We start from the raw sequence: 24,304 nt of genomic DNA on the forward strand, positions 1-24,304 counted from the left end.
ACCCCTTTTGTTTCGCCAGTATAGCTCGCCGTTCTTCGGCTTCGGCTTCCAAGGTCATCGACATGGAGGCAAAACAAAAAAGCCGCTCACCTTCGGGCAGCTTCATGATTTCGCTCGGGAGCTTTCCCTGGCGCTGAAAGATGTGGTGCAGGAGGGTTGCTTTTCCTCCTGCCCGAATCAGTTTTTTACAACTTCTTCAGCCTCGTTGTCCTCTTCATCATCAAGGTCATACCCGGAGAGCCGGTCGATCTGTTCGATGATCGCTTCCTTTTCGCCAGGTAGCAAAACTTTGTCGATCAGTTGCACCCCGCTAAGGACATTGAGCTGCTCCCAAGCTTTTTTATTGTCCCAGACCTTTTTGCGGTCTTCGGAATCGGTTGCTTCATAGATCAGGTTAGACCGATAACGAGCGGCATCTGTGTCTTCCGGCATTTTGATTCCGCCCAGGCGACGATTCTTTTTGTACTTCGTGGCCTTGTCCCGGCAAGCATTGTATTCTTCTTCGGATAACGGACGAATACGAAAGCGGAAAAGGACCTTGCCTTTGCGGGAAACTTCAATAGTTTTCCGATCTTCGACCGTGTCGCTTGCGGCCTCCAGCAGCCCACGCAAGATGTCGGTTTCGTTCTCCAACAGTTCTTCTGGCTGCAATTGCTTTTCTTTATCCATTGTTATTACCTCCGTTTTTTAATGTTGAATATCGGGGTTTATTATTTGGGAATCCGCAGAACGCCGGTAAAGTTGAATACCGCGTCCGGTGCTTGCGACCGCAAGCTATCAACCAGCTTTTGCAATAAGATAGCATCTCGGATAACCGTCTCTGTAAAGGTAAGAGTCATGGTATAGCTTTGCATGAGCGCCCAGGTATGCTTTTGCCCGGCGGGCTGATAATCGCTGTTGGTGATGTTAAACTGCGCCTGCCAGGTGTTAATCTCCGCCAAAAAGTTTCCGTCGCCGTCATACAACTCGCCGCTGTAGCCACGAAGGATGTTGCGAAAATCCAACATGCCGTTATCGAGCGTCTGTTGAAGTTCCGGCGGTGTATTGACGCGGAAGGACCACGACCGCTGAATGATCTCGCCAGGTTGTACATTTGCTAAGTCAATACTCCCGTCCGGGACACAATCCCGGAAAATATATCTTGCATCAGTTGCCATCGCTGTTTAAGCCTCCTTATGCCGATTGCGGCGAGAATTGGAACCCGAAATCCATGTACAGCTTTTCGATGCTGTCCAAGTCCACGAGGTCCGTAAACCGGAACCAAGCCGAATCACCTTGCGGGGGGGTGTCCGGGTCCACGATCAATTGCCCGCTTTCCAGCCCACCCTCACGGATCATCATTTGGATAATCCCGTTTGCTATGGTGATCACAAAAGCGCGGCCATCATCATTGTTTGTCCAATTGCCAAGGTACGGGTGGAGCGTCAAAATGATCCGGTCAATCAGTTCGTACCGGGTCCGGGTCCGGCGGATTTTCTTCCAACCTTCGTCCTCGTCGGCCAGCAGCGTGACTTTGGTATTAATGCCATAGTCAATTTGCGCCAAGCCGTCGGGGTTGAGCGAGAAGGTCAGCATGCCGGATAGAATCGCTTCTTTGTACTGCGCATTTGTCAGCTCGCCGATGACGCCAATCGAACCGGTCATTGGAACATGGGTCAAGCTGGCATTGTATGCGCTGGAGGCAATCACCCCAGCGACGCGAGCCGCCGCTTTTGCGCCTTCCAATTTGCCGCTTGCGGTCGAAAATCCATTTCCAACATAAACCATGGCAAAGTCGTTAAATGCCTTAGCGTTCTGCTTCCGCGTCTCAAAGGCAACGCTGGTCGGCTCGCCAACCACGCCGATTAAACGCCCTCCGCCCTCGGAAAGCATTCGTTTAACGAACGAATGGAGGGAGGCATGTACACCCACGTCCTCTGAATCGACGGTGATCGTATCAAAAAACTTGCGCTCCAGTAATACAAATGCATCCGCATAGTCAATGCCGGTGACGGTTGGATCAGCGCCGTCCTTAAGCGGCACGTCCAGCAGTTCGTCCAGCTCGCTGCCGTCGGCCAGCTTGATGGCCGTCAAAAACTTACTGCCGGAATTAACCGCCTCGACAAGGTGAGCCGCCTCGTTTGCTCCTTTGGCAAACAGCAGCCGTTCAAGCTGTCGGGTTTCCTCGTGCAGCAGCAACTCGCGGGATGCCGGGTCTTCCAGCGTATCGCGAATCGTCGCGGTAAGCCGCCTTGTCGTCGGGTACTTGGTGAGCAACCGGACGACTTTGACTCCCGGATCGGCGGTGTTTTCCAGCTCAAGCTTGGCCTGCGAACCACCCGTACCAACACGTACCGCCAGTACGGTGCTGGCTCCACCTATAAACATCTCATTAACCGTATCTGGCCCGTAGCCGCTACCGAGTTTTTCCGCGACATTCCCGGCCTCGATGGTGATCACTTCGCCCAGCGGTCCCCAATTTGACTTGACCACCGCAGCGGCTACGCCGACTGTACCGGTCACGATACGGGCACCGCCAGCGTTGTGCCAACGGATGTAAACGTCCGGGCGAACCTTTTGCTCGCCTAATACAAAAGTAGCTCCTGGCATGGGTTACACCTGCTTCCCTTTAAAGTTCTGTATAGCCTTTTCGATTTCGGCGCGGGTGAGCTGTTCTTTGTCCACCCGCCGAAGCGCACCGGCCATCACATCCACGGTTACCCCAAATACATGGGCCGCGGCTAAAATTTCTGTTTTGGTGTACGCCGGTTCAGCTTTCTTCTTTAGCACTTTGTTATCCTGTTTTTCCTTTGTGGAATCTGACATGCTATGCACCTCCAATATGGATATGGTTGAGGCGTTCAGCGTGCATGGCGGGGCGGAGGATGCCAAACCGCACGTCGAGCGCGATTTGTCCGGCGCGAAACGGGTCCAGGGAACTGTCCGCATTGACGCGCTGGATCATCATGCGGGACTGATCCTGCATGGTGACCTGGCCGTCAAGCGCGAGTTGCCGCACGGTCCGATCCAGCCATCCATTGCGGGCGGGAGCGTTGGGCACGAGCATATGCCCACGCATGGTCGCGTCGATCCACGCCCCCCAGGGCATCGTTTGAACGCTGCGGGTTGCATCAAGTCTCCAATACAGGGCGGGCGTCTCGTCCGACGGATTCCAACTTCGCGGGTCCGTCTGCATGCTCGGAAACCGTTGCGCCGTCCAGGCCGATAATGCTGATGCGGGATCTGGCTCCACCGGAACATGCAGCAGCCAGCCGAGGGAAAACACCTCAAACTGGACACCCCGTGTTATGGCGTCGAACTTTTCGTCCAGCATGTCCGCGCTGGTCGAGCCGGTAAACCGGCACAAGATCACTTCGCCGGTGATGCTGTCCGTTAGTAGCCGGTGATCGAGGGCGTCAATCACAGCAGAGACGAGGCTATCCACATGCTTGAATTGCGTGTGTGCCACATACGGCCAAACCTCGATTAGCGTACTGTTTCCCGCCCAGTCGTTTTCATCCGATTCAGACCCTTTGGTCATGACCAGATATGGCTTTTCCTCGTCCGCCGCTGCCGCATCCGTCTCAAAAATGCGGCCACCGATTACGGGGATTTGATCAATGAGCTGTTGACGAATCAATCCGCGCATCATGTATCCCTCCAGACATCACGCACCGCTTTGCGCAGCGTACCGATATGACGCTGCACGGTCGGTTTAATGATCGGCCTTGGTTTCATCCCTTTGACCGACCTGGCGATCACGTATTGACCGCCGCCAACTGGGAAGCGGAGAGCCTTTTTGTTCTTCGGCTTGATCACACGTTTCTTCGGGCCGTATAAGCCGGTTCCGGTTTCGAGATACCCGCCGGAACGCATCGTATGTGCCAAATAAACAACCACCATTCGGTCTTTTTGGCCGACCTGACGCACATCTGCACCACCTTGGATTCCTTGCCGGGTGTGGCCGGTGCGATCCTCCCAGGACGCTTTTTGCTTCGCGTCGCCTTCCATGATCTTACCGACATGCTTGGCAACAAGCAGCGTCGCCACCTTACGGCGTTCGATTTTAGCCCGAACTTCATCCAGGATCGACATCACTTCGTCCTTTCTAGGTCACATACATAGCCGCATATTTCGTTTTGCACAATCTGCGGATGAACAGATGTGATCCGAAATTTCCCGTGCGGATAGGCTTCGAATTCCTGGGTAACATCTGGCCCGCTCGGTAGGTTGGCCGTGTAGTCGGCAAGCAGGGAGTAGCTATCACTTACCTCTTTTCGGCCCGCCTTTTCAGAGACGATTTCCGCCCGTTCCCGCGATTCTACGAAAATGCGCGCGGTTAGTGGACCGATCTGTGATTTGATTTCCTCGAACCCGCCGCCCGACTTCACCTTTTGGGTAACGCCAATGGTGACTTCCGTTGGGTTTTGACGGATATTCCAGCCGATATGGGCCTTTCTGACTGCCGCGTCGATCATTTAAAACACCTCCGGGCGCTTGACGGATAGCATAAAACTTCCTGCCGCATTAGACGGGGGAGCTTGCGCCATACCATCGAATGTCTCGGCCATCTTGAGGGCCGCAGCAAGTGCCTTAGAAAGATCGACCCGTTCGTATTGTTCTGCACCTGTCGTATAGGAAGCAATGTCACCAAGCCGTTTTTGAATCTTAGCTGCTTTGCGCCGCCATCCTTCAGCGGCTGCGGCATAAAGGTTTGACGCCGACTGGATCAGCCGGTCCAACCGGGCGTCGGTAAAGGCGGTATCCTTATCGGTACCGCCCTTAGGTATTTCCTCATCGAGCAACTCACGGAGTTCCTCGCGAACCTCTTTGGACGGTGTCACATGCAACCCCCCACGCCAAAGAGAGCCGAGCAAACCCGGCTCCTTTGTCAATTATTTTGATAATTTTTGATAATGGCGCTATTGCAGCGCGATCTCCTGAACATTTTCTTCGATGGCTGCATACACGCCGCGATAAGCGTAGCCGATCATTTGAGCTTGCACCAGGCGGGATAAATCGCCTTGCGTCGTTTCGATCTGTAAATCCCGTTTTAAAAGCTCTTTGAAACCACGCTTGCCGCGAATCAGGTACGCCTTTCCAGGCGCTACGCCCGCATAGGTATGTTCCTTCTTGCCGACCGTGACCGAATAGCCGTCATAGTAAATGACCGTCGTGATACCGCTGATTGCTGCGTAGGTTGTCCCGTTATAAGTGAAGCCCTTCAGCGCCGTTTCGATGGCGTTCCGGTCTGCACTATTGGCAAGCAGGATGCTGCCTTGACGCTTTGCGGTTCCTGCCGAACTGGTGGCAGCATCCAACGTCCGCCAGATGGACACCCAGCGCTCTTCGCCCTCCTTACCCTGAAACGCCGTTTTGTTCGCCGGTTTGTACGTGAACGAAACGATAGGAGAAAGGTGGATATGATTTAGCAGGGCATTGTAACCTTCGCCCATCGCCCGGTTCATGATGTCAATTTCAAATGTACGGTTGAAGTCGATCATTTGCTTGGTGTATTCAAAGGCCGCGCTATACGTCACGATCCGAGCGGTCGGACCTTGTTCCGCGCGCACCGAGCCGAATTTCACTTCCTGGCCCTCCATATGTTCGGCAAAGATGACCGCGCCGGACAATGCCCATTTGGCATCCAGCAACTCCGGCAAGTTAGCATCGGAAATCAGTTCATAGATTTCCTTGTACAGCAAAGGAACCTTTTCGCGGCCCAGCTCCACATCAAGGGCCACTTTGCCCAGCAGCTCCTTGAAGCTTTCGGCGCTGCCCAAGGACAGCATTTCGCCCACCGGCTTGGCCCAGCGGGGGATTGACATTTCCCCGTTGACGATCTTCTTGATCGCTTCGAACCGCTGGCCGTCCAGTACGAAAGGAACTCGGCTTTCAATGGTTCCCTGCCGACGCTTCGCCTTTTCACTCTCAAACGATATGACTTTGAACATGATTGATTACCCTCCTTATGCCTGCGGACCGAGTAGGAACCAAATGACATTGTTCGCATCTTTGCCATTGGTCACGCGGCCAACAAGCCGATTATCCGTCGCGGTTTCGGTGATTTTTTTAGTCGTGGCGTTCCAGTAGAGGGCCGCTCCCTTCGCAAACGTCTGACTGGTGCTGATCTGATCGGTTTCAAATTCCGCTTGCTCAATCGTCAGCACCAACTCTTTGGTTTCGCCTGCACCAGTTACGACATTTTGCATCGCCAGGCCGAAAAAGCCATCCAACAAAACCCATTCCCCGGCGGTGACGGTCGTGTTCTGCGGCACTGTCACTGTAACGGACTTGCCGTCGCTAACCTTCGAGCGGGCCAGCGCGTGAGCCGTGACCGGAGCCGGATTGCCTTGGTATCTTGTATCCATCGCGTTTTCCCTCCTTAGATCGGCACGCTATCCGTTTGCACGGACGAGCTGCCAGGTTGTTGGCGGTTATCCTTGGCGGAACCACCGATAAACGACGGCGTCCCGACTTGCATCTGGCTGACCATCGCCTTGATAGAATCGTCTGCCAGCAGGCTGTCGATCTCGCCGACAATCGTTTCTTTCGTTTGTCCTTGCTTCGGCGTGATCATTCTTGCAATCAAGGTTTGCGCCATTTCACCGGAAACTTTTTCCCGGACCGCGTCTTTCACTTCTTGACCCAACGCGGCCTGCTGGTTGTCCTTGAGCGCCTTCACGGCTTGCTCCACGCTTGCCAGCAATTGCCCGTCCTCGGTCACGCCAAGCGCTTGCTTCACTTTGTCGAGCAGCTCCAGTTTGGCGGCGGTGTCCGCATCCAACGCGGCGATGATGTCTTGTAGGGTCACCTCGCCAGCGGCCAGTTTCACCTTGAGCTGTGCAAGCAATTCTTTCCAACCCATGTCGGTTCCTCCTTCGTCAAATTCGTCCATTTCACCCAGGGCCACGATCCGCGTCGGCATGCCGGAGCGGTCAAGCGGCGTCCAGTCAATGGACAGCGGTTTGTAGTCGATTACCTCGGTTTCCCCGGCAACTGTTTGAAGCTTGGGCAATCCGTAAATGCTGACTTGTTTAATCCTGCCGGAACGAATCCAGCGCTTCAGGTCCTTGGCTGCGGCATCCACCACGCCCCGGAATAAAGCCCGCGTTCCTTCCATGCGCGCCCCGACCCAATGCGTGACGGGTGGGTCAAATTTGTTCGCGACTTCTTCCGGCTTTTGATGTCCCAAAAAGCCTGAAAGGGTGTATCGGTTAACGTGATCGACAATCGCCTGCAAGGACTCGGGCTTGTAATTCCAGCCTCGGGTTGATTTGCCTGCGGGGACTTCGACCACAACTTCGAGCGGGTCCTCGTCGCCGGACTTGATCGCTTCCAGGTTAACGCCAGGGGCGAGCGGAATGTCCTGGGGCTGCATCTCGCCAGCAATCAGCGCCGGGAGCAAAACCAGTTTATTTTTCGCTTTTCCCATCCTTTTCTCACCTCCTTGTCAGGGTCAACCTGTTCAATAGCCCCGGAAACGGCGTTATAACGCGTTATAACGGGGGTATAAGCTGTTCGGTATAGATTCGGACGGGGCACACCGACAAATCGCACAGACGGTGATTTAGGACGCCCCCAGATATTCGGTAGCGTACCAGTCGTTTAACCCCGGTTGACTGGCCGGATCGTCGATCCATGACCGGAGCTGACGGACGAAGTTGTCCACCTGCTGATGTATCTCGACGAGATAGGACAGCGTATTCGGGTGCGCAGGGTAGGGAGGGGGATCGTCCAGTGGGTAGACACCTGGGCCCATTCCGAAATCCTGCCTCGCCAGTTCGTCGCATTTATCCCTTATCCGGTGAGCGGTGGATAAACAAAATTTGATCCCCGTACAGCTCGGTGATGCCCTCGCCGACCGGATGCTGCCTTGCCCCAAGGCTGCGGTTGTTTCCGTCCGCGCCGTTCGAAGCGCCTGGTAACTTAAATCATCCGGCACCCGGCCTTTCATGCGTTCTTGCATGCCTTCGTAATATTTGGACATCACGTTTGCGTCACTCCGAACATATCCCTCCAGAGCGCGGGCCGTTTCGATGGCGTCGCGCCCGCTGGCGATGCCGTCCTGGATGATGTTGCGGATCACTTCGCCTGCGCCGTTTGACGTGTCCCATATGCGATCTGACAGCTTCATGCCGTAGCTGGTTCGCTCGATGTGGGCGCGGACCGCTGCTTCATTTACCCGTACAAACATTTGTTCCAGGCCGCTTTTGGTGATACGGGGGATGGAAATTTTTTGCGTCATCAAATCGATGGTAACGGCTCTGTTGAATCGGCTTCCGATCTCCACCGCAGCCGCGATATGGCCGTGCAGCGTCTTCGTAAGGTTTTCTCGCAGTTCGGTAATCAGATAACGGAGTTGGCCTTCGATGGCACCAAGCAGCCAGTCGTCCGCCGGGCCAGAACCTCCTTGCCGCAGCGTGTCGGCAATCGCGTCGGCCAGCCGGGTGAACAACTTGCGAATTTCCGGGTCTTGGCGCAGCCGCAGCTCTAGCCACGCTTGCCGGGCCTTGAGCGCTTCGGGCGCATATTCACCTGTAATTCGTTTGATTTGATTGATCTCGTTGCGATTCATTCCCGTTTCGCTCCCTGCCTGGCCTGTGCCTCAAACAGTGCCTTATTGCCGGTCACCAGCGCGAAGTCAATCAAGGCGTCGCGGATCACGTTGTCACTTTCCTTGGCGATCCAGTCAGCGGCAGGCTCAAGGTCGCATTCCGGCGACCAGTATTCCTTTTGCTCAGACGGCACCCGGATAAAGTAGGGCGTCCCGAAGAAGCCGCGTGGCTCGATCATGACCACGTAGGCCAGCGATCCGACAGGCAGACCGTAATTGAGCGTGTCCGAAATAATCATAACCGGCTGCATCAGATGGTATTTCATGCGGCACCGCCTTTCTTAAGCTCCTTTTTGATCGCATTGATTTCGCCGAGTCCCAGCGCACCGTCGGCCAGGCGTTCACGTTCCACAAGGTTCTTGATGATCCGCTGACGCTCGGTATCCGCTTTGGGATCGTCGGAATCATACTCCTGCATGGTCGGGATGTAGGCCCGCAGGAATTCGGCGGCAGAATCGGCGCTCAAGAACCGGCCTTGAATGGCCGTGTTCAGCCCTTGCGTCAGGGCGTTGATCGTGTCGGCCAGCTCCTTCTCGTCGCGTGGGTCAATCTCTTCCCATTCAAGCGACGTGGCGAACGTTTCGAATTCCTGGCCGGTGTCTGCTTTGGTCATCGCTAGCACCACGCGGGCAAGCCGCTGCCAGTTGCTCGCAAAGTCAGCTCGCTTGCGGCTGATATTGCGGACGAATACCGGCATTTGCTCCTGGACGCTGGACAAGCTGCTGGGCGTGTGTACGCCCAGGACGAATTCCGGTGTCTCCGACACAGCCACGATGCAATAATAAATCAGCTTCAGCAGGCTTGCCGCATCGCCGGTGGAGCTGCGAACTTCGATGAAGCCCGCGTCCTCGCCCTCGGTCATAATCAAAAATTCTTTACCATCCAGGGAGATGGTGCCTCCCTCCTGGGCGTACTTGGCCGGGTCTTCGATCCCAAAGTTATTTCGAAGGAACGCGGCCACGTCCTTGAGGTTGAATTTCAAGCGCGGCGTGGAATGCATCTTGCTTCCTTGCAGCGCATGCAGCATAACATCGTGATACGCCTTTAAAAATGGCTCGATGGCTTCCAGCTCACTTTGCCCAAACAGGCGCGTTTCGTCCTTTTCATTGGCAAAGTGTTCGATTGGGATGAAGCCGAGTAAATTTGGCTCTTCGTGTTCTGAAGGAAAGCCAGGGATCGTATCGCCTTCCAGGCGAATCCTCCGCCGTTCGGCGCTGATCCATTGCGTGACCTTTGTGTTCCTGCGGTTCCCGTTTTCGTCTGTCCATTCCATGTTGGACACCAGGACGTATTCCTCGATCTGGCCCGTCATCGGGTTACGGTTAATCGAATTCACTTCCTCGTTCGGAATGATCGTATATACAAGACGCGACCCGGTTTCGGGATACAGAGCTGCATCCGTCGTTTCACGCCTGATCCAGACAAAACAGTCACCTTCAAGCAGCGCCTTTTTGTGCGTCCGGTTCATTTTAGAGGTTTGCTCGGAGAAAAATTTGTTCACAACCTCTTTCGCCTCCCCATCTTCCGAGTGGAAAGAGGGGACCCCCATAAAACCAGCCTTGACGTTGATGATCGGCCTACAAAAACCCGCACCAAGTTTGTACTGCTCGGCATCATTGTCGTAAAGGCTGCGAGCTAGGGCGTAATCGACCCGGCGACTATCCAGCTTGTAGCTGGAGAAACCCAGGCCAACCATTGCGCTAACCCGGCTGCGCAGCTTGGAGATTTCGCCAACAGCGTGCCGCCACCATGCGCCTAACCCCATATTCTCAACCTCCTAAACACGCCAAGCAGCTTGTTATCCAGGACGCCCGTGCTTTTCGCAATCGTCCGGCAAGCTTCCAAAGCGTCCGGCCCGTCGTCGTGTGCGCCCATCGGGAATTGTTTAAGCTGCTCCAGCAGCCGCTTATGACGTGCATCAAATTTGATGTACTTGTTCTTCACATCCGGCTGGAGTGTTTGAATGCGCATCGTTTTATCGGTGTTCTGATTCACTTCCTCGATAGGGAGATACAGCCCCAGCTCGGCGGACTTCTCCGCGATCTTCTCTTTCAAAAACCATTGGAACTGGTTCGTCTCACAACCCAGCTTGGTGTAGCCGCGCCCGAAACTCATGCGCAGCCAGCGCTCCTTTTCCATGACATCGGTTATGATAGCGTCGGGGTGCCGCCGTTCGATGTCGGCGTCCAGCACGTACATGTAGCCGGTCCGTGTATGTTTGGCAAGCGTCAGGATCGTCGAGAAGTCGCTTTTTTTGGTCTTGCCCAGGGACGGATCGACAAACCCGAAAAACTCGAAGCCGACCGTAAAGTCCAGGGCCAGCGGGTTGTAAAAGTCGAGCCATTCTTCGTTGAACAGGCAATCCTCCGGGTTGATCGGTTCGTTCTGTTCCTCGGAGTTGAACGACGCTTCGCCCTCGACGACCTTCATCACCATGAGGTCGTAATAGGAGAGCTTCGCTTCCCAAAGGACTTGTGTTCCAGCCAGCATATCCTCCCGGTGATCCTGGAAGTAGGCAAGAGCGTCTTGCTCCCGGCTTTCGTTATCCAGGTCGGTCAGGATCAATTCCCACGCGTCCCACAAGTCTTTGCGAGGCGAGAAGGAGAGGACAGCCTTATATTTTCGCGTCTTATAGCCTGGATTGCGCAGGATGTTCGCCAGCAAGCTGTCATAGTGCAAGATAGTGCCGATATAAAACACGTCCGTATATGTATCCCCGGACTTGCTAACCGCCTTGAAAAACCAGTTTGACAGCTTTTTCCGTTGCTGTGGCGTCAGGACGTTTTCGTCGTTCTCAATGTCGTCGAGCAGAATTAAGTCAGGACGCCAATTCTTATGCTTCCGGCCCCGGACTTTTTTGCCGCTGCCGATGGCTTCGATCTTGATTCCGGTGCTGGTCAGGATGACATCGTTCCGCCAAACTTTGCCCTTGAGGTCGCCGAAGTCCTCCCGGATCGCGGCGTTTTCCTCGAATTCATCGCGGATCAGTTCCAAGAATCCCTCGGCCTGATCGGAGCTGTCGGAGAGGATCAGCACATACCGCTTGTATTCATAGAGCGTTGCATGGGCAGCGTCTTTGAATGTGACGTTCGTTGACTTGGCGTGACCACGCGGGGCGGCGATGGCTTGTTTGCTGCCCGGTTGCTGGTTGACCTTCTTGGCCGCTTCGCTGTCAATAGGGACAACGCCCTTCAGGACGCCTTTCGTCCATAGCTCGTCTAACTCGCGGTGAAACTCCGGCGTTTCCCGGTTAAAGTAGTGACCAAAATACGCCTTGCCGAAATACTCCAGGTCGAGCGCTCCGAGCTTCCGGCGCAAACCCTGCTTCCCGGTCAGCGGCTTGCCGTCCCGGAACTGCTTGCGCAGTTCCAGGCGCTCGGGCGACTCGTCCCGATATAAATACACCTCCAAGAGCTGCCGAATGGCTTTCGTCTCCTGGAGGGCGGCGTTATCCGTTTTTTTGGCAAAATCCTTTAGAATACTCATGCGTCACCTCCGGCGGGCATGCTTCGCCACCCGGCTGCCTTATTGGGCGCTGGTTGTGGCTTGCATGTGTTCCCGGCGATCAGTCCGGCCCTGCCGTAACAAGGTGCCGCTTCATTCCGGTGCCTGTTCAATCATTTCGATACCAAAATCAATTTCCTTCGGTTCCCCGAACAACGTCAGCCGCACCCGCGCCCGGCCCTTGCGCCGATCCACACGCACGATCTGTCCTTCCATACTCTTCAGCGGTCCGTCGATGACAGTGATCCGGTCGCCGTCGTGTACCTTGGACACCCCGATCAGCTGGCTATCCTCGCACCATTTGAGGACGTGGGCCATTTCCTTGAACGGCACAGCGGCGGGGTCCGGTCTGCCCAGGACTTCGATCACGCCGTCCGGGCCGATCATTTTGTAATAGCTTTCATTGTCTAGCAATGTGTAAGCGAACACGTACCCCGGAAACAAAAGACGAGACACTTCCTTCATACTGCCTTGTCGTCGTTCCATCAGCTTCCGCCGAGGGACCAGCGTTCGGATATGCGGCGCGGTACGGGCGAGCCTCTTCTGGACGTTCAGCTCTTCGCCGGTCAGGACGTGGAGGACGTACCAGTTCATTCTTCATCCGCCTCCAAACGTTCGGCCACCCGATTGGCAACCTGGATCAATCGTTCGCACAGCTCTGGCTCGACGCCCTCCAGCTCTGCGTAAACCTCTTTCTTAAATTCATCCAGCGCTATTTTCGTTTTCTCGGCCAAGTCGGCCTTGATCTTGTCCTTGTATATTTTAGTGCGAGACAGGGCAACCATGACGCGGGCCGCTTTGTCCAGTGGCATGTCGTCCCATTCTTCTTGGGCCTGGGCGAATTTCTTCGTCAACTCTCCGGCCATGATCTGCAAGCCGCCCTCGGTGTAATCCGCGTCCGGGTTTTTCTTGATCAGCTCGATCAGCGCCTTGGTCTGTTCCTGGGCTTCCTGAAGCCGCTGGGTCGCCCGGCCCACACGGAGGGCATAGCGACCGACAGAGCTTTTCGAGACTTCAAAGCCCTGATCATACAGGAATTCAGCGATTTCGTAATACGTGTATTTGGTGTCCAGCAGCATGGCGTCCACCTGGTCCTTTAAATGGATCGGTAATTCGTCCACCTTAGAGCGCACACGCCGCTTTTTATGTTGGTCGCCCATCTCAGATCGCCACTCCCGGATCGTCGGGAACGGAGCCTTCCAGGAGGTCAATGCCTTCTACCGTCAAGCGGATCACAGCATCATTGGCATAGGCGTTGTAGCTGTTGATACGGTCGTTTGTAAATTCGATGTATCCCTTGCCGACCAGATAATCCAAGTGCTTGGATATGTCCGGGCTGATAATGACGCCATCGTTCACCATCACATTTACAAGCTGGCGGCACAACAAAGAATTGTTGTGCCCTTTTGCCAGGCTCCGCATGATGTATCCGCGAACCGCTTTGTTGTGCTGAACGCCGCGATAAGTCTGTTCATCCATTGCGGCCACCTCCGATCATGCTGTCGTGTATTTTGTCGAGCTTTTTGTCCACGTTGTTCATGGTCCTGATGAAATCTTCCCTAGTTGTATAGATAAAGGGAAGATCAGAGCGGAGGTCGTCCAGCTCTTTTTCAAGGTTATCCACGCGCTGGGCATTTTCTTTGATTTGCCCTTTGATCTCGGTCATCGACGTTTTCAAAAAATAACCTATGACGCCGATCCCTAGTGTCGTAGCCAATTGCAACAACCAATTGAACTCCACGCTTTTATACCTCCCGCATCTCCAGCGCTTCGGATATGACAGCGTTTTGCTTTAGCTCCAAAACCTTCGCCTCAATTGTCGTTTTGATGTATTTTTCGAAATCGCCGAGCGTGGACTTAAGCGCGTTGAGATAGTCCGGCTCCATCGTGCGTACGATTTCGCCGTAGGCTTGCTTGGCGAGAGCGGTAAGGTCTTCCTTCGTTGCCTGGCCGTTTTTCACGGCGCGCCGCAGCTCCTTGGCTGTCGTCTGCTCGATGGTCTTGACCGTTTTCGTCGCCACGTCATCAAGTCGGGCTATTGCCGCCTGGGCGAGCGCCCGCTGATCGTCGTTCGCGATTTTCGCCGCTTCGGCAGAAACCTTGGCCTTCGCCTTACGGAGGTAATACAGAGCATAGGACGACAACAACGTCAAAACCGCCAAAGCCAGATTTAACAATATGTCTTGCGCCATTTCTTGCATGCGATCCTCTCCTTGAATGAAATAAAAAAAGCTACCGAGTGGTTTTCACCTACTGGTAGCTTATAACAACGCTTATGATCATTTTAGACGGGGAACCCCTTAGTTTCACCGCCGCATTACAGTAATTCAAAAAGGTCTAACTGATTTTCATCTCTTTCCGGCTCGGGGGTTAACCCTTCGCAAATTTCCCGAACACGTTTCTCGCTCAAATTATACTTTTTGGCGAGATGATGGGAGTTGCTGACCTTATATTCCTCTCTGATCCGCCGATCCCGAATCGGTCTTAGAAAGAAGTCGGATGATGGAATATAGAGGATGTCCCCCTTGGAATAATTCGCTAGCTTAATGAGGTTTTCGAGGCCAATTAAATCGGCAATAGGCCGGTATCGTTCTGGGATCAAGTCCGGCGTAAGCTCTTTAACCCAATCCTCCAAAGGGTACTCACCTCCCCATTATAGCAGATTTGAAAAAATGTCAACTCAAACGGTGATCCCTTTTTCCTTGCGGTATTGGATCACTAACGTGCGCCAAAAATCCATGCTACCGGTCTTGGTGTCCATGTGGTCAGCGTAATATTTCGCTGCCTCTTTAGCCCATTCCGGGGCGGGAATATCTCGTTGTTTCTCCAGTTCCTCGATGCGTTCGGCTTGCTTTTTGACAGTGGCTTGCAGTTCCGTAAATGCTTTCTTTTCAGTTGCTGTCATGGGTTGATCTTCCTCCTTAATATCGTATTGATATAAATTCCAGTCGTTCATGAGACGGATCAGCTTATCGGCATAAGTCGGATCAGTGGCGTAACCGGCTTCGGCGATCTCACACGCCGCCGTCCGTCCATCGGCGCCCAATACCTTCCGATATTTGTTCCTGTCCCAGCTCACGCCGTTCACGATCAGGGCCGAGTGGTCGGCGACCGATTCGCCCCAATTGTTGTATTTACGAAATGGGGCGTTGACAGTAATCCACTTTCCACCGGAAAATTCCTTCGTCGGCATGGTGACGCTACCTGCCGTTCCTTTACCCTTGATACCGAACAGGTTATTCGCTTGGACAGTCAAGCTGCTATTGCCATCGGCGGATTCGAGTATCCCTTGGGCAATGGTCAGGGAGGCGGGAACCCCACTGATATGCATATCCGCAATAGCGAAAGGTGCAAGTTTACGTATAAATTCAGCTCGCGTTAATTTTGCCACTTTCCGATCCCTCCTTGGTGAATGTAAAGCCATACATGAGCAAAATTTGCCGGTCTGTCGGAACGCTCTCGAAAAATTCCGAATTTGCGGAGATTGGCGTGTCCCGGATCAGGCCGACCAGGCGCTTGATATTGGCCTGGGTAACAGCGATCCCGCGCGCCTTTAAGGTCGCTTCAATGTCCTTTAGCTTAAGCACCACTTCCAACTTCGTCTTGATGATCGGTTCCATTGCTAACACCGCCTTTTGAATTCAATATGTTTCGTACTTCCTGCACCAGCTCGGACCGGCTCATGGTGGAGTACCCTTTGACCTTATTTTTCTGGCAAGCCCGGCGTAAATGTGTGATCGGCCAGTCTTCCAACTTGCCCATGTCGATGATTACAGGCGAACCTTCTGGCTTGCGTGGTTCGGCGAGAAAGGCGACCATATCCGCAAAGGATGCCGTGATCAGGTCTGCAAAACCATACATCACGTCAAATTCACCAGTAGGGAACCGGCCCGGCTGATAGATTACCAGGCGCTTTCCGCAACCTTTAGCATATCCCGCTTCAAGGTGCGCCGATCTTCCGGCAGGCAGCAGCAGGACCACCGCATCCGCCCAATCCAGCCACTTTTTATCCTCGTTAAACGCCCTACGTGCCTGGTCGTGCTGCAAGAAACTAATCGCGTCCAGTTCTTCCAAGCCTGCAAACTCGGAATAATGAAACACAAATCGCCCGCGTGAATCGTCGGTAAAATCATCTACTTGAAATCCGACTTCCCGCAATTGAGCGGCAAGTGTCTGGACCTGCTCGGCATTCTTCCAAGAAGATGCGATATAGATTTTGTTCATGCTTCTCACCGTCCTTTATTCGTTGGCATTGGTGACCACCATCTCGATCACCTTGTTATTCTTGATAAGATGGCTTTTCAACAAGCGGAATGAAGACCAGTAGGGTTCATAATGGGTGTATTTGCTCTTAGCCTCCATTTCCTTCAGCATCTTTTTGGAGATTTTCTTCAAATCCGCTTTGTCCTTTTTGGTCATCATGTCCTTGGTTCGCGGGCAGAAGAATCGGCGACGTTCCTCGCAATCCTCAATCCACCATTTGCCTTCTATGACACCGTTCACGTAAACGGCAATCACATTTCGGAACTGGCCGTACCTTCGCAAAACGAGTGATACATAATAGCCGTCACAAATCAACTCAACCCGGTCGTAAAAATCATGTAGCTTTTTTTCAATGTCCTTCCAGTCTTGCGGAGTGATGGGGCGATTTATCCGCTCCCCTTGAGTTGTTTCTTCCATTATTTGCAACACTCCCTTGTCATTTATTTTGAGAACTTGGCACGAAGTGAATATCGATTCGTCGCGCCTGGGGATCATAACTGATCGTCTCGATCTGACGAGCAGCGGGCTGCTGCCGCACCTGTAGCAGCAGGCTTTCCAGGCTAACCGCAGCGCTTAAGGCCGTAAGGTTGGCCGAAGGGAATAGGACGAAACATAAGTCCGGGTCCCTTTGCTGCGCGAATAAAATCGGATCACTTTTCTGTTGGCGCGTTTCTTGTTTCCCCCAAGGCATAGTGAGACCTCCTTTTAATCGGATGTTTCTTCCATTGATGCAAAGAATACGCCATCATGCTCGATCTTCGGGTCTCCACAGAAAGGGCAATAATGAGGTTCAGAAAAACGCTTTACATAAAACGTTTCCTCACAGTCTACACATTCGTATTTTTCATACATCCCCAGTTGCATGCGCAAGTAAATCGCCTCCTTTGCCATTTATTTTGAGAAACCGAAGAACGGCCCGTTTGTTTTCAGTGCGAACGACTAGCACGTAACATCGCAGGTCATAGCTCCAGCGGATCAACCGACGTTCCAATTTCAACTGGTCGCAAATATTGAATAAATGATGACGCCTAACGGCTATGATATGGGCTGCTCCAGTCGTATCCGTCAACACCGAGGGGGTCATCATGACAGCAGCTCCTTGAAACGATAATTCAGCGCCAGCGGGTCTTCGCCTTCGGCTAGCAGCATTTTGCCCAGATACTTCTTGCCCTTCGGGCTTTTCGTCTTCTCGAACAACCGGCCTGCCGTCGCTTCAGAAAGGAAGCCAATCAATTCATGGAAGTATTCGCTGGTGTACACGATGGGAAGCTGCTTGCGATAACGGTAATCAACAATGCCATAAAATTCCCTGATCCAATTGTCCTTTTGGCTCTCCTTGCAAACGTCGTCCACGACGAGCAAATCGCAGTTGTATATTTTCTGGCGGATGTCCTCCACCATGTATGCCTCGTCCTCTTTGCTGTAATAAGCGAACCATTCCGTGAAGCTTTGCACCCAATTGAAAAAGAGGGGATGAACGCCCAGTTCAATAAGCGGGGCGACCATCGCCGTTACCAGGTGCGTTTTCCCGCTACCGGAGGTTCCCAGCAGCCCAAACCAAGGGACACCTTTCAAGCCCTGTCCCTTCTTGATCCGGGCGACTAGGCCGTCCGAATATTCGCGGGCCAACTCGTAGGCATTCAAGACGCGGGGGTCCGCGCCGTCCAGGACAAAGTTGTCAAATGTCTTGTACAGCGCGTCCTCACTCATATTCGTTGACTTCATGAGCCGTTGCAGCTTCTTGCGTTCCATGCATTCGCACTGATACCAGACGTTTCGTTCGGCGTTGAAGACGATCCCTTCGTCCCGGCACTTCGGGCAATCAAAGACCGGAGAGTCTTCGACGGAAGGCTTCTTGGGCGTCTGCGTCGCGCCCTGGGCTCGCAGCGCCTCGATTCTTTGCAGCAGGTCGGGGAGGTATTGGCCGATTGCTTCCATGAGCTACGCCTCCTTTTTGGTTCCGCTTGTTCCGCATGATACCCCGAGTGTAATCCTCCCGGTGGGTTGGATATTTCTCGATATGTGTTGACAGGGATTGGATTACGACATCAGCATCGAATTTGTCCCAATATTCATATTCGCGTTGCTTAATGTTCTCGGAGATTTTCCCCGAGCGACGGGTGAAGCGTATCGTTTCCCAATACACTTCAATAACTAACTTCTGCGCTGGCGTGTATCTATCAAGTAGGTTCGACACTTGGGCGTTCCTCCTTTCGTGTGTCGTTGATTTTCCAAAAATAGAGGCGGGAAAACAACTCCATTTCCCGCGTCCATGTGGCTGCTGATCCGTCTTTCAGGCGCTCATATAAAACCTGGTAATCAATGATGTTGGATTTCGCTTTATCCATGATGACGGTTCTGCTCCGTGCGCAGAACGCCTTTCAAGGATTCGATCAGCGTCGTCGCCTGGCCGAATTGCAGCCATTCCAGGCGGGCGACGCCGCAGTACTTTTTCATGAATGCCTGAAGGCGTTTCGGATTGTCCGCCCAGCCTAAATCACGCTCCAGGGTTCGAATTTTGTGGAGCTGCTCCGGTGTCGCCATACCAGGACGACGGGTGGAAGTGGTTGGTGGCTGCGGCTTTCCGGCGATCCGGTTTAGCTCGTCGATCAGCCGGTTAGCCTGGACAACGGTCAGGGCAGACGTGCTGCGCTGGCCTGTCAGGCGCTCCACCACATCGCGTAGCAACCCTTCATCAAAACCCAACTCGCCCGCCAGCGCCCATATTTTGCGGTTTTGCTCGGGAGTCCGCTTCTCCAAGCCCGCCCGGCTCATTGCTCATACTCCAGTCCGACGCCGATCTGATCTTCAACAAACACGGATTTTCGAACCCGTGCGAGCTGCTCCGGTGTCAATTTGGAGAAGAAACGGTCAATCAACTGCGTATTTTTGATCTGACGGATCACGTCAAGCTCTTCCTCGCATTCGCCGGTGATGCCCACACTCTCCAAAACTCTTTTGTCCTTGAGGTAATCGCCTTTAAGCTTCTTTTTCACGGACTTAATCGTCGTCGCATCCAATCCCAATCCTGCCAGCACATCATCCAGGGTTTGGCCGTCGGTAGAAAAATCATCTTTGAATAGGGCAATCAGTGCCGCCTTAAACCTCGTTTCCGTTGTGTATTTGATTTTCTCTTCGCGAACGATCTTCGACTTAGCCTTTTCGCCCATGACTTCGATCAGCGTGGTATAATCATCGATCTCGAATTTCTCCTTTTGCGCCACGTTGAAATGTCCGTCGTTGCCGAAGATTTGCAGCCACTTCAAATTTTTGTTGTCCATGACTTCGACCGCTGCCGCCTGTAATTCGGCTTTGATCGCGTCCAGCCGCTTTTCGTCTTCCTTGATTTTCCTATCAAGCTGGATGCCTTCGTCCACCAGTTCGGCCAGTCCGGCTAGGCGTTCATTCGTCATTCCGCCGCGCCTCCTTGCAGCGCCCCAGCCAGCCGGGCATCGAAGACTTGGGCGACCATGTTTTCCGCGCATGTCGCACAGACGAAGCGACCGTAATAGACGACCAGTTCCTTGTCGGATTGGCAGAAGAGGCAACTTCCTTCCGTGCGTTGCAGCAGGATCGAGCCGTCCTCGCTATCGACGATGATCTTGAACCGCTCGCCGCCTGCCAGGCCGTACTCCCTGCGGAGTGCCGCCGGAAGGGTGACGGAGCCGCCTTTGCTGATTTTCTTGTTGAATTCTTTCATTCAGAAATTCCTCCTTTTGTCATTATGCGAAACCCCGTCGATATTCCCTAGGTAAACAAATGCTTCCGCACCTGTTAGACTGATGAAGAGAAAGGAGGGGAAACGCTTTGGATTTTGAGAAAATCAGGCTTGAATCGCTTCAAGAGGTTTCCAGCGCCTTGAAGGATGTCGAACCCGGTATTGCCAAGCTTGCAAACTCGATGATGAACCTGTCATCCAAGGTAACGAAGCTCATGCTAATCAAGTACCACGAAGAGCTGAAGAAGCAGGAACAAGAATAACCGTGCTCCCGAAGCCGTCGTTTGGCAGAACGGCGGCTTTTTACTTCATGGATCGCTCAAGGGCGTCAGCTAGTTCCCCGGCCAATTTATCAACCGACCGCCTCAAACGCTCTTCTGGGAAAATCTGCTGATGCAGGACATAGATCACGCCCGTTCCTTTGTCGATCCCAGCAACAGTTATGCCACATTCATCACGCGAAACGGCCATATCCAGCGTCTTTCCGTCAAGATCGGACCACTCAAAACTTGGCATGTCATTCAGGTTGCCGAAAACCTTATGATGACTGGATTCGAGTTGATCGCTCATTCATTCCCCTCCCTTGGTGTGATCTCGCCCCGGAGCAATCCGGGGCTATATAGTAAGCGGCGGGAATTAGATGCCGCGAAACCTTATTGATTGTCAAAGCGCCTTAAAGCATCATCTTTCGTCCACGGTTTATAAGGATCACTCGATCCGTCCAGCGCTGCACCGAGCCACCAGGCCAACATGTCCAGGCGCAAATTGCTCCTGTCCTCGTAACCATCCACAAACAACCAAGCCGGTCGCCCGTCCTTTACATATGACGCTACGCCATTAGTGCGATAGAGGAAGTCCGCGTCGACGATGGTTACGCTCTCCAGATGTTTCATGGCATTGATGTGCTGAATGTGGTCGTCAATCACGGTGTATAGACTGGGGGCGATTAAGTCGCGTATGTCGTCCTCGTCGATACCAGCCATGATAGCGACCGGCTTGATTGGAGTCGGGAAGCTCTTGATGTGTGCGAGGACTTCATACAAGCGGGCAACCCTGCTAATCGGTAATGCGTTATTCATTGAAATTCCTCCTTGGTCACAGCATCATCATGCTGCTGGCTTTAATAATCGTGTCCAGCGAAATGGTGCCTCCGCCGTCCTCTCGATGGACACGCAGCACGTTGTCGAGTGTTCGGGCGAGCAGCCGGAAGCAGCCGGTTTTGCTGTTGGTGCCGCGAACGACCATTTCTTCCAGGGCGTCCGCTTCGAACGGGAAGCCCTCCAGGTAGTCGCGGACTTCTTTTTCTGTGAGGCCGACAAGCGCCGTCCGGGCATCCACCCGGTTCGCGAAGCGCTCCAGATAGCCTTTAATCAGCGACTCCAGCTTTGGCTCCCCGGCGATAACCAGGCCGACGCGGGCGTCGCCGTAAATGGAGCGGAGAATTTCCATTTTTTTCTGCGTGTACTTATTGATCAACTTGTCGGCCTCATCCACAATCAGCAGATACCCCTTATTGACTTCAAAAAATTGAATGATTCCCTGTTTCTTGCGGTAAATGCTGCCGGGGGTGGGCGGGATGCCGAGAGCGGCTTCGATGGAATCGATCAGGTCCTTGCAACCCATGGAATCGTCGCATTCGATGTAAGCGACACGTTGCATTTTTGCGTAATGCTTGAGCACGTGGCTTTTGCCGAAGCCGGTTTTACCCGTAACGACGCCAAGCTTGCTGTACTCCTGGCATTCGGTGCATAAACCGAGGATATCGCGGGCATCGTGACCAGCAAAAAACCTAGGGGCGACCATCGGAATTGCAGACCTTGCAGTTACCTGACTATGTTCGTTCAAAAACTTGGCAACCGCCGGTTCCAGCTTTGTGTTTTCGGCATCGTACTTACCCGATAAAAAGCGGGATAGGGCCGGTCTGGATACGCCCATAGCCTTTGCCAATTCCGTGATGGTGTTTTGGGTCTGGCTCATGTATTCATTCATGCGGACAACAAGGTCCGTCTTGATCGTGTACAGCTTCGTGGCTTCCATTGCCATTTTAAAATCCCTCCGTCAGCCGAGTTCCTTCAGCTTCGCCAAGGCTTTCTCGGCACGTTTTTGGTAAAAATCGTTCTCTACAGCAGCGGGACGAGCCTTTTTGCTGCGAATTTCTTCCTTATATTGTTTATCCTGCGGCAGTGCCACCACTTTGGACGATTTCCCTGTAGGTTGACCAATAAACATGCCTGCAAGGTTTCCCTGGGCGTCGATATGCTGCCCGATCCGCTCTTCCAGTGGGGTGGTCAGCTCCTTCAGGCGTTGTTTGTCCGCCTTGAGTTGCTGACTTTGCGCCCGCTTGTGTTCTTCCAGCGCCTTTTGCGGTGCGCGCGGGGCGATCTGGAGCAACTCTTGGCTTTCGGCCTCGCAAATTTTGTCACCGGTGATCCGGTCGTACACATACAGCCGGGTAACATCGTTAGCGTCCCATTTGATATTCACGTAATCGTCGATATAGGCGTCAAGTTCAGGCGCGCGATATTCGTATCCGAACCGGCGAATACCAACTTGATAGACGCGGACCCTTTCTTCAGCCTGCATCAGCCATGTGGCGGCGACCGATCTTGGCGGAACCGCTGTGAAGTACCGCTCGGCGTTCTGGAACACTTCCAGCGGCGTATGCCATTGTTCGCCCTGATCCTTCAGGCCCCGGTGCTGCCGGGTGTGATATTCCTCGTCGCGCCATTTACGCCAGAGGGTGCAAAGTTCATCCATCGTGATCAGTTCGCCGCGCTCCAGCATTCCCGGAATGTCCTTCTTGATCTTGCTGGATGTGCGCGATCCGGTCAGGGTGCCGGTGTAACTAAGCAGCCACTTCTCGAACCGGTTGACCAGTGTCAGGAAGAAACGCTCGATAGCCGCCTTGCCCCAAGGTTGATAGGGCAAGGAACGAAAATCGTCCTGGATACCGATGCTGCGGTAGAAGCCGATGGCTTCACTGTCTAGGCTAATCCGCTCGGTCCGCTTGCGGCCTGTCAGGGTCTCGGCAGTGAAATCCTTGCCGTTGTCGATCTTGATCCATTGCGGAACGCCGCCGACTTCGTTATAAATCATGTTGAGCAAGGACTGCTTAATGGCCTGGGCGCTCGGCGTGTGACAAATGATATCGCCGACGATGCAGCGGCTTCGCGTGTCAATCCAGGCGACCAGGATCGGCTTAATCGCGGTTTTCTTGCCGTTAGGGTGCGTATACTCGACCCAAACGTCAAACGTGTGACCATCGCCTTGCACCAAGCCCATAACAGGCACGGATTGCATATCTTGCAGCGCCTTGCGCAGCTTTTTATTCCGATACATTCGTTCGCCTTTTTCGGCCAGGAAATGCGCGTTTTTATAGCGTTTGACTTCCATCAAATAACCGATGTAACGCGCTACCGTTGGGTAACTAGGATAGTCCCACCCATTGGCCGAGGCTACTTGCTTCAGCTTGGTGTATAGCATGTCAATTGTGCCCTGGTTCTCCGCAAAGCGTTTGTCAAACCATAGGTTTTCGATCCAGGCTTTCATCGCATCGGAGAGCGACGGAAACGTGAAAGTCTCCTTCGGCTTTCGGCATAGCGCCAGGACCTTTAAATAATCGTAGTTTTTGCCGTCCTGCTTCCCGAGTTTGAGCGCCCAAGCGCTTGCTTCAAGGTAAGCTTGTGAATACCGGTAAAGCGTGCGCTGGCTCATGCCGAGCTTGGCGGCAAATTCTTCGGAAAACCCCGTCCGGTCGCGGTCGGCATAGTTCAAAAATTCCTGGATGTTCTTTGCCAGCTCGACCGCTTCATAGTACCTTTTGCCAAATTTCTTGATATAGCCATCCAGATCGGCGTCGATGTACCATGGCACATCTTCCGAGCTAGTTCGTTCCTTGATCACAACGTCCTCTCCCTCGATGCTTTGCCTTTCCTTGCAGGTTCTACGCGCCTTTTTCGAGAGAGAGGATAGCGAGATAAGGACTCGAGGCTTTCCACCGCTTGGAGTCTGTTCGTATTTTGTCTTGAAGGCATCGGGGTTACGTTGAATTTTCTTCTTTATAGCTTCGTAACTTGCACCCTCAAGCCCGGCGGCTTCTTCCAACGTGATGAAGGTTTCGGCCAAATCTCTCCCTCCTTTCCAGAATTGAGCGCACATGCTAGAATGGAGGGGAATAGTTTTCTAACTATTCAAGGTACGGGGGGAGCGTCCAACTTTGAGCG

37 protein-coding genes are annotated in these 24,304 nt (G+C 53.4%); 1 reads left to right on the forward strand and 36 read right to left on the reverse strand.

Going from position 1 to position 24,304, the window contains the following annotated elements; genetic code table 11:
* Nucleotides 1–177: 177 nt before the first annotated feature.
* From DYE26_RS17905 to DYE26_RS18055, 32 genes are all read right to left on the reverse strand, one after another.
* Nucleotides 178–669, reverse strand: coding sequence for a phage tail assembly chaperone (locus DYE26_RS17905; RefSeq protein ID WP_036625964.1), 492 nt, complete (start codon nucleotides 667–669; stop codon nucleotides 178–180).
* Between the two features lie 41 nt (nucleotides 670–710).
* Complete coding sequence (locus DYE26_RS17910) at nucleotides 711–1,157, reverse strand: hypothetical protein (RefSeq protein ID WP_036625965.1); 447 nt, start codon at nucleotides 1,155–1,157, stop codon at nucleotides 711–713.
* A 16-nt stretch (nucleotides 1,158–1,173) separates the two neighbouring features.
* Nucleotides 1,174–2,589 (reverse strand): phage tail sheath subtilisin-like domain-containing protein, encoded by a 1,416-nt coding sequence (locus DYE26_RS17915; protein ID WP_036625967.1) that lies wholly within the window; start codon nucleotides 2,587–2,589, stop codon nucleotides 1,174–1,176.
* A gap of 3 nt (nucleotides 2,590–2,592) precedes the next feature.
* On the reverse strand, nucleotides 2,593–2,805 hold the full coding sequence (locus DYE26_RS17920) for a YqzN/YkzM domain-containing protein (protein WP_036625968.1): 213 nt from the start codon (nucleotides 2,803–2,805) through the stop codon (nucleotides 2,593–2,595).
* Between the two features lies 1 nt (nucleotide 2,806).
* Nucleotides 2,807–3,628, reverse strand: coding sequence for a 3'-phosphoadenosine 5'-phosphosulfate sulfotransferase (locus DYE26_RS17925; RefSeq protein WP_036625970.1), 822 nt, complete (start codon nucleotides 3,626–3,628; stop codon nucleotides 2,807–2,809).
* On the reverse strand, nucleotides 3,628–4,074 hold the full coding sequence (locus DYE26_RS17930) for a hypothetical protein (protein WP_036625971.1): 447 nt from the start codon (nucleotides 4,072–4,074) through the stop codon (nucleotides 3,628–3,630). The genes DYE26_RS17925 and DYE26_RS17930 overlap by 1 nt, the downstream gene beginning before the upstream one ends.
* Nucleotides 4,074–4,457, reverse strand: a complete 384-nt coding sequence (locus DYE26_RS17935; protein WP_036625973.1) for a hypothetical protein — start codon at nucleotides 4,455–4,457, stop codon at nucleotides 4,074–4,076. Before DYE26_RS17935 ends, DYE26_RS17930 begins: the two co-directional genes overlap by 1 nt.
* Nucleotides 4,458–4,823 (reverse strand): hypothetical protein, encoded by a 366-nt coding sequence (locus DYE26_RS17940; protein WP_036625974.1) that lies wholly within the window; start codon nucleotides 4,821–4,823, stop codon nucleotides 4,458–4,460.
* Nucleotides 4,824–4,901: 78 nt separating this feature from the next.
* A complete protein-coding gene (locus DYE26_RS17945; RefSeq protein WP_036625977.1) occupies nucleotides 4,902–5,933 on the reverse strand; it encodes a phage major capsid protein in 1,032 nt (343 codons plus the stop codon).
* A gap of 15 nt (nucleotides 5,934–5,948) precedes the next feature.
* Nucleotides 5,949–6,350, reverse strand: coding sequence for a DUF2190 family protein (locus DYE26_RS17950; RefSeq protein WP_051985698.1), 402 nt, complete (start codon nucleotides 6,348–6,350; stop codon nucleotides 5,949–5,951).
* Between the two features lie 14 nt (nucleotides 6,351–6,364).
* Nucleotides 6,365–7,414, reverse strand: coding sequence for a hypothetical protein (locus DYE26_RS17955; protein ID WP_036625979.1), 1,050 nt, complete (start codon nucleotides 7,412–7,414; stop codon nucleotides 6,365–6,367).
* A gap of 135 nt (nucleotides 7,415–7,549) precedes the next feature.
* Entirely contained in the window at nucleotides 7,550–8,557 is a 1,008-nt protein-coding gene (locus tag DYE26_RS17960) for a hypothetical protein (RefSeq protein ID WP_036625981.1), read from the reverse strand.
* Nucleotides 8,554–8,862, reverse strand: a complete 309-nt coding sequence (locus DYE26_RS17965) for a hypothetical protein (RefSeq protein WP_036625984.1) — start codon at nucleotides 8,860–8,862, stop codon at nucleotides 8,554–8,556. Before DYE26_RS17965 ends, DYE26_RS17960 begins: the two co-directional genes overlap by 4 nt.
* The gene (locus tag DYE26_RS17970) at nucleotides 8,859–10,361 is read right to left on the reverse strand and encodes a phage portal protein (RefSeq protein WP_036625985.1); all 1,503 of its coding nucleotides are present in this window, start codon (nucleotides 10,359–10,361) and stop codon (nucleotides 8,859–8,861) included. Before DYE26_RS17970 ends, DYE26_RS17965 begins: the two co-directional genes overlap by 4 nt.
* The gene (terL, locus tag DYE26_RS17975; protein ID WP_036625987.1) at nucleotides 10,352–12,082 is read right to left on the reverse strand and encodes a phage terminase large subunit; all 1,731 of its coding nucleotides are present in this window, start codon (nucleotides 12,080–12,082) and stop codon (nucleotides 10,352–10,354) included. The genes DYE26_RS17970 and terL overlap by 10 nt, the downstream gene beginning before the upstream one ends.
* Before the next feature lie 111 nt (nucleotides 12,083–12,193).
* The gene (gene loaP / locus DYE26_RS17980) at nucleotides 12,194–12,694 is read right to left on the reverse strand and encodes an antiterminator LoaP (RefSeq protein ID WP_036625990.1); all 501 of its coding nucleotides are present in this window, start codon (nucleotides 12,692–12,694) and stop codon (nucleotides 12,194–12,196) included.
* Nucleotides 12,691–13,260: a phage protein Gp27 family protein gene (locus DYE26_RS17985; RefSeq protein ID WP_036625992.1), complete on the reverse strand. Its 570-nt coding sequence runs from the start codon at nucleotides 13,258–13,260 to the stop codon at nucleotides 12,691–12,693. Before DYE26_RS17985 ends, loaP begins: the two co-directional genes overlap by 4 nt.
* A gap of 1 nt (nucleotide 13,261) precedes the next feature.
* Nucleotides 13,262–13,579: a hypothetical protein gene (locus DYE26_RS17990; RefSeq protein WP_036625994.1), complete on the reverse strand. Its 318-nt coding sequence runs from the start codon at nucleotides 13,577–13,579 to the stop codon at nucleotides 13,262–13,264.
* Nucleotides 13,572–13,841 carry an ATP synthase subunit D gene (locus DYE26_RS17995; RefSeq protein ID WP_036625995.1) on the reverse strand — a complete coding sequence of 90 codons (270 nt, stop codon included), beginning with the start codon at nucleotides 13,839–13,841 and terminating at the stop codon, nucleotides 13,572–13,574. The genes DYE26_RS17990 and DYE26_RS17995 overlap by 8 nt, the downstream gene beginning before the upstream one ends.
* A gap of 4 nt (nucleotides 13,842–13,845) precedes the next feature.
* A complete protein-coding gene (locus DYE26_RS18000) occupies nucleotides 13,846–14,301 on the reverse strand; it encodes a hypothetical protein (RefSeq protein ID WP_036625998.1) in 456 nt (151 codons plus the stop codon).
* A 116-nt stretch (nucleotides 14,302–14,417) separates the two neighbouring features.
* A complete protein-coding gene (locus DYE26_RS18005; protein ID WP_036626000.1) occupies nucleotides 14,418–14,735 on the reverse strand; it encodes a Mor transcription activator family protein in 318 nt (105 codons plus the stop codon).
* 45 nt (nucleotides 14,736–14,780) lie between these two features.
* Nucleotides 14,781–15,491, reverse strand: coding sequence for a glycoside hydrolase family 73 protein (locus DYE26_RS18010; RefSeq protein ID WP_036626001.1), 711 nt, complete (start codon nucleotides 15,489–15,491; stop codon nucleotides 14,781–14,783).
* Nucleotides 15,469–15,720, reverse strand: a complete 252-nt coding sequence (locus DYE26_RS18015; protein ID WP_036626003.1) for a hypothetical protein — start codon at nucleotides 15,718–15,720, stop codon at nucleotides 15,469–15,471. The genes DYE26_RS18010 and DYE26_RS18015 overlap by 23 nt, the downstream gene beginning before the upstream one ends.
* Nucleotides 15,680–16,324, reverse strand: a complete 645-nt coding sequence (locus DYE26_RS33745; protein ID WP_063836331.1) for a hypothetical protein — start codon at nucleotides 16,322–16,324, stop codon at nucleotides 15,680–15,682. Before DYE26_RS33745 ends, DYE26_RS18015 begins: the two co-directional genes overlap by 41 nt.
* A gap of 15 nt (nucleotides 16,325–16,339) precedes the next feature.
* Nucleotides 16,340–16,780 (reverse strand): hypothetical protein, encoded by a 441-nt coding sequence (locus DYE26_RS18025; RefSeq protein ID WP_051985699.1) that lies wholly within the window; start codon nucleotides 16,778–16,780, stop codon nucleotides 16,340–16,342.
* A 19-nt stretch (nucleotides 16,781–16,799) separates the two neighbouring features.
* A complete protein-coding gene (locus tag DYE26_RS18030) occupies nucleotides 16,800–17,054 on the reverse strand; it encodes a hypothetical protein (RefSeq protein WP_036626007.1) in 255 nt (84 codons plus the stop codon).
* Between the two features lie 14 nt (nucleotides 17,055–17,068).
* The gene (locus DYE26_RS33520) at nucleotides 17,069–17,233 is read right to left on the reverse strand and encodes a hypothetical protein (protein ID WP_164815235.1); all 165 of its coding nucleotides are present in this window, start codon (nucleotides 17,231–17,233) and stop codon (nucleotides 17,069–17,071) included.
* 213 nt (nucleotides 17,234–17,446) lie between these two features.
* Complete coding sequence (locus DYE26_RS18040) at nucleotides 17,447–18,301, reverse strand: ATP-binding protein (RefSeq protein ID WP_036626009.1); 855 nt, start codon at nucleotides 18,299–18,301, stop codon at nucleotides 17,447–17,449.
* Nucleotides 18,302–18,543: 242 nt separating this feature from the next.
* Nucleotides 18,544–18,711: a hypothetical protein gene (locus tag DYE26_RS33525; protein ID WP_164815236.1), complete on the reverse strand. Its 168-nt coding sequence runs from the start codon at nucleotides 18,709–18,711 to the stop codon at nucleotides 18,544–18,546.
* Nucleotides 18,704–19,138, reverse strand: a complete 435-nt coding sequence (locus tag DYE26_RS18045) for a regulatory protein GemA (protein WP_036626011.1) — start codon at nucleotides 19,136–19,138, stop codon at nucleotides 18,704–18,706. The genes DYE26_RS33525 and DYE26_RS18045 overlap by 8 nt, the downstream gene beginning before the upstream one ends.
* Nucleotides 19,135–19,776, reverse strand: a complete 642-nt coding sequence (locus tag DYE26_RS18050; protein ID WP_036626014.1) for a hypothetical protein — start codon at nucleotides 19,774–19,776, stop codon at nucleotides 19,135–19,137. Before DYE26_RS18050 ends, DYE26_RS18045 begins: the two co-directional genes overlap by 4 nt.
* Nucleotides 19,773–20,063, reverse strand: a complete 291-nt coding sequence (locus tag DYE26_RS18055; RefSeq protein WP_036626015.1) for an AbrB/MazE/SpoVT family DNA-binding domain-containing protein — start codon at nucleotides 20,061–20,063, stop codon at nucleotides 19,773–19,775. Before DYE26_RS18055 ends, DYE26_RS18050 begins: the two co-directional genes overlap by 4 nt.
* Before the next feature lie 107 nt (nucleotides 20,064–20,170).
* Between DYE26_RS18055 and DYE26_RS33530 the strand changes: the two genes are divergently transcribed.
* Nucleotides 20,171–20,344 carry a hypothetical protein gene (locus DYE26_RS33530; RefSeq protein ID WP_164815237.1) on the forward strand — a complete coding sequence of 58 codons (174 nt, stop codon included), beginning with the start codon at nucleotides 20,171–20,173 and terminating at the stop codon, nucleotides 20,342–20,344.
* A gap of 40 nt (nucleotides 20,345–20,384) precedes the next feature.
* On the opposite strand, the gene DYE26_RS18060 is transcribed toward DYE26_RS33530, so the two are convergent.
* The 4 genes from DYE26_RS18060 to DYE26_RS18075 all read right to left on the reverse strand — a co-directional run bounded on the left by DYE26_RS18060 (nucleotide 20,385) and on the right by DYE26_RS18075 (nucleotide 24,206).
* Entirely contained in the window at nucleotides 20,385–20,651 is a 267-nt protein-coding gene (locus DYE26_RS18060; protein WP_036626017.1) for a hypothetical protein, read from the reverse strand.
* Nucleotides 20,652–20,734: 83 nt separating this feature from the next.
* Nucleotides 20,735–21,160: a hypothetical protein gene (locus DYE26_RS18065; protein WP_036626019.1), complete on the reverse strand. Its 426-nt coding sequence runs from the start codon at nucleotides 21,158–21,160 to the stop codon at nucleotides 20,735–20,737.
* A 16-nt stretch (nucleotides 21,161–21,176) separates the two neighbouring features.
* Entirely contained in the window at nucleotides 21,177–22,124 is a 948-nt protein-coding gene (locus DYE26_RS18070; protein ID WP_036626021.1) for an AAA family ATPase, read from the reverse strand.
* Between the two features lie 15 nt (nucleotides 22,125–22,139).
* A complete protein-coding gene (locus tag DYE26_RS18075) occupies nucleotides 22,140–24,206 on the reverse strand; it encodes a Mu transposase C-terminal domain-containing protein (protein WP_082207936.1) in 2,067 nt (688 codons plus the stop codon).
* Nucleotides 24,207–24,304 lie beyond the last annotated feature (98 nt).

It is taken from the genome of Paenibacillus macerans (genome assembly GCF_900454495.1).
Classification (GTDB): domain Bacteria; phylum Bacillota; class Bacilli; order Paenibacillales; family Paenibacillaceae; genus Fontibacillus; species Fontibacillus macerans.

Excerpts from the sequence above, each read along its gene's own strand:
- DYE26_RS17905 (WP_036625964.1), bottom strand. The coding sequence starts at position 669 with ATGGATAAAGAAAAGCAATTGCAGCCAGAAGAACTGTTGGAGAACGAA.
- DYE26_RS17910 (WP_036625965.1), bottom strand. The coding sequence starts at position 1,157 with ATGGCAACTGATGCAAGATATATTTTCCGGGATTGTGTCCCGGACGGG.
- DYE26_RS17915 (WP_036625967.1), bottom strand. The coding sequence starts at position 2,589 with ATGCCAGGAGCTACTTTTGTATTAGGCGAGCAAAAGGTTCGCCCGGAC.
- DYE26_RS17920 (WP_036625968.1), bottom strand. The coding sequence starts at position 2,805 with ATGTCAGATTCCACAAAGGAAAAACAGGATAACAAAGTGCTAAAGAAG.
- DYE26_RS17925 (WP_036625970.1), bottom strand. The coding sequence starts at position 3,628 with ATGCGCGGATTGATTCGTCAACAGCTCATTGATCAAATCCCCGTAATC.
- DYE26_RS17930 (WP_036625971.1), bottom strand. The coding sequence starts at position 4,074 with ATGTCGATCCTGGATGAAGTTCGGGCTAAAATCGAACGCCGTAAGGTG.
- DYE26_RS17935 (WP_036625973.1), bottom strand. The coding sequence starts at position 4,457 with ATGATCGACGCGGCAGTCAGAAAGGCCCATATCGGCTGGAATATCCGT.
- DYE26_RS17945 (WP_036625977.1), bottom strand. The coding sequence starts at position 5,933 with ATGTTCAAAGTCATATCGTTTGAGAGTGAAAAGGCGAAGCGTCGGCAG.
- DYE26_RS17950 (WP_051985698.1), bottom strand. The coding sequence starts at position 6,350 with ATGGATACAAGATACCAAGGCAATCCGGCTCCGGTCACGGCTCACGCG.
- DYE26_RS17955 (WP_036625979.1), bottom strand. The coding sequence starts at position 7,414 with ATGGGAAAAGCGAAAAATAAACTGGTTTTGCTCCCGGCGCTGATTGCT.
- DYE26_RS17960 (WP_036625981.1), bottom strand. The coding sequence starts at position 8,557 with ATGAATCGCAACGAGATCAATCAAATCAAACGAATTACAGGTGAATAT.
- DYE26_RS17965 (WP_036625984.1), bottom strand. The coding sequence starts at position 8,862 with ATGAAATACCATCTGATGCAGCCGGTTATGATTATTTCGGACACGCTC.
- DYE26_RS17970 (WP_036625985.1), bottom strand. The coding sequence starts at position 10,361 with ATGGGGTTAGGCGCATGGTGGCGGCACGCTGTTGGCGAAATCTCCAAG.
- terL (WP_036625987.1), bottom strand. The coding sequence starts at position 12,082 with ATGAGTATTCTAAAGGATTTTGCCAAAAAAACGGATAACGCCGCCCTC.
- loaP (WP_036625990.1), bottom strand. The coding sequence starts at position 12,694 with ATGAACTGGTACGTCCTCCACGTCCTGACCGGCGAAGAGCTGAACGTC.
- DYE26_RS17985 (WP_036625992.1), bottom strand. The coding sequence starts at position 13,260 with ATGGGCGACCAACATAAAAAGCGGCGTGTGCGCTCTAAGGTGGACGAA.
- DYE26_RS17990 (WP_036625994.1), bottom strand. The coding sequence starts at position 13,579 with ATGGATGAACAGACTTATCGCGGCGTTCAGCACAACAAAGCGGTTCGC.
- DYE26_RS18000 (WP_036625998.1), bottom strand. The coding sequence starts at position 14,301 with ATGCAAGAAATGGCGCAAGACATATTGTTAAATCTGGCTTTGGCGGTT.
- DYE26_RS18015 (WP_036626003.1), bottom strand. The coding sequence starts at position 15,720 with ATGGAACCGATCATCAAGACGAAGTTGGAAGTGGTGCTTAAGCTAAAG.
- DYE26_RS33745 (WP_063836331.1), bottom strand. The coding sequence starts at position 16,324 with ATGAACAAAATCTATATCGCATCTTCTTGGAAGAATGCCGAGCAGGTC.
- DYE26_RS18025 (WP_051985699.1), bottom strand. The coding sequence starts at position 16,780 with ATGGAAGAAACAACTCAAGGGGAGCGGATAAATCGCCCCATCACTCCG.
- DYE26_RS18030 (WP_036626007.1), bottom strand. The coding sequence starts at position 17,054 with ATGCCTTGGGGGAAACAAGAAACGCGCCAACAGAAAAGTGATCCGATT.
- DYE26_RS18040 (WP_036626009.1), bottom strand. The coding sequence starts at position 18,301 with ATGGAAGCAATCGGCCAATACCTCCCCGACCTGCTGCAAAGAATCGAG.
- DYE26_RS33525 (WP_164815236.1), bottom strand. The coding sequence starts at position 18,711 with ATGGATAAAGCGAAATCCAACATCATTGATTACCAGGTTTTATATGAG.
- DYE26_RS18045 (WP_036626011.1), bottom strand. The coding sequence starts at position 19,138 with ATGAGCCGGGCGGGCTTGGAGAAGCGGACTCCCGAGCAAAACCGCAAA.
- DYE26_RS18050 (WP_036626014.1), bottom strand. The coding sequence starts at position 19,776 with ATGACGAATGAACGCCTAGCCGGACTGGCCGAACTGGTGGACGAAGGC.
- DYE26_RS18055 (WP_036626015.1), bottom strand. The coding sequence starts at position 20,063 with ATGAAAGAATTCAACAAGAAAATCAGCAAAGGCGGCTCCGTCACCCTT.
- DYE26_RS18060 (WP_036626017.1), bottom strand. The coding sequence starts at position 20,651 with ATGAGCGATCAACTCGAATCCAGTCATCATAAGGTTTTCGGCAACCTG.
- DYE26_RS18065 (WP_036626019.1), bottom strand. The coding sequence starts at position 21,160 with ATGAATAACGCATTACCGATTAGCAGGGTTGCCCGCTTGTATGAAGTC.
- DYE26_RS18070 (WP_036626021.1), bottom strand. The coding sequence starts at position 22,124 with ATGGCAATGGAAGCCACGAAGCTGTACACGATCAAGACGGACCTTGTT.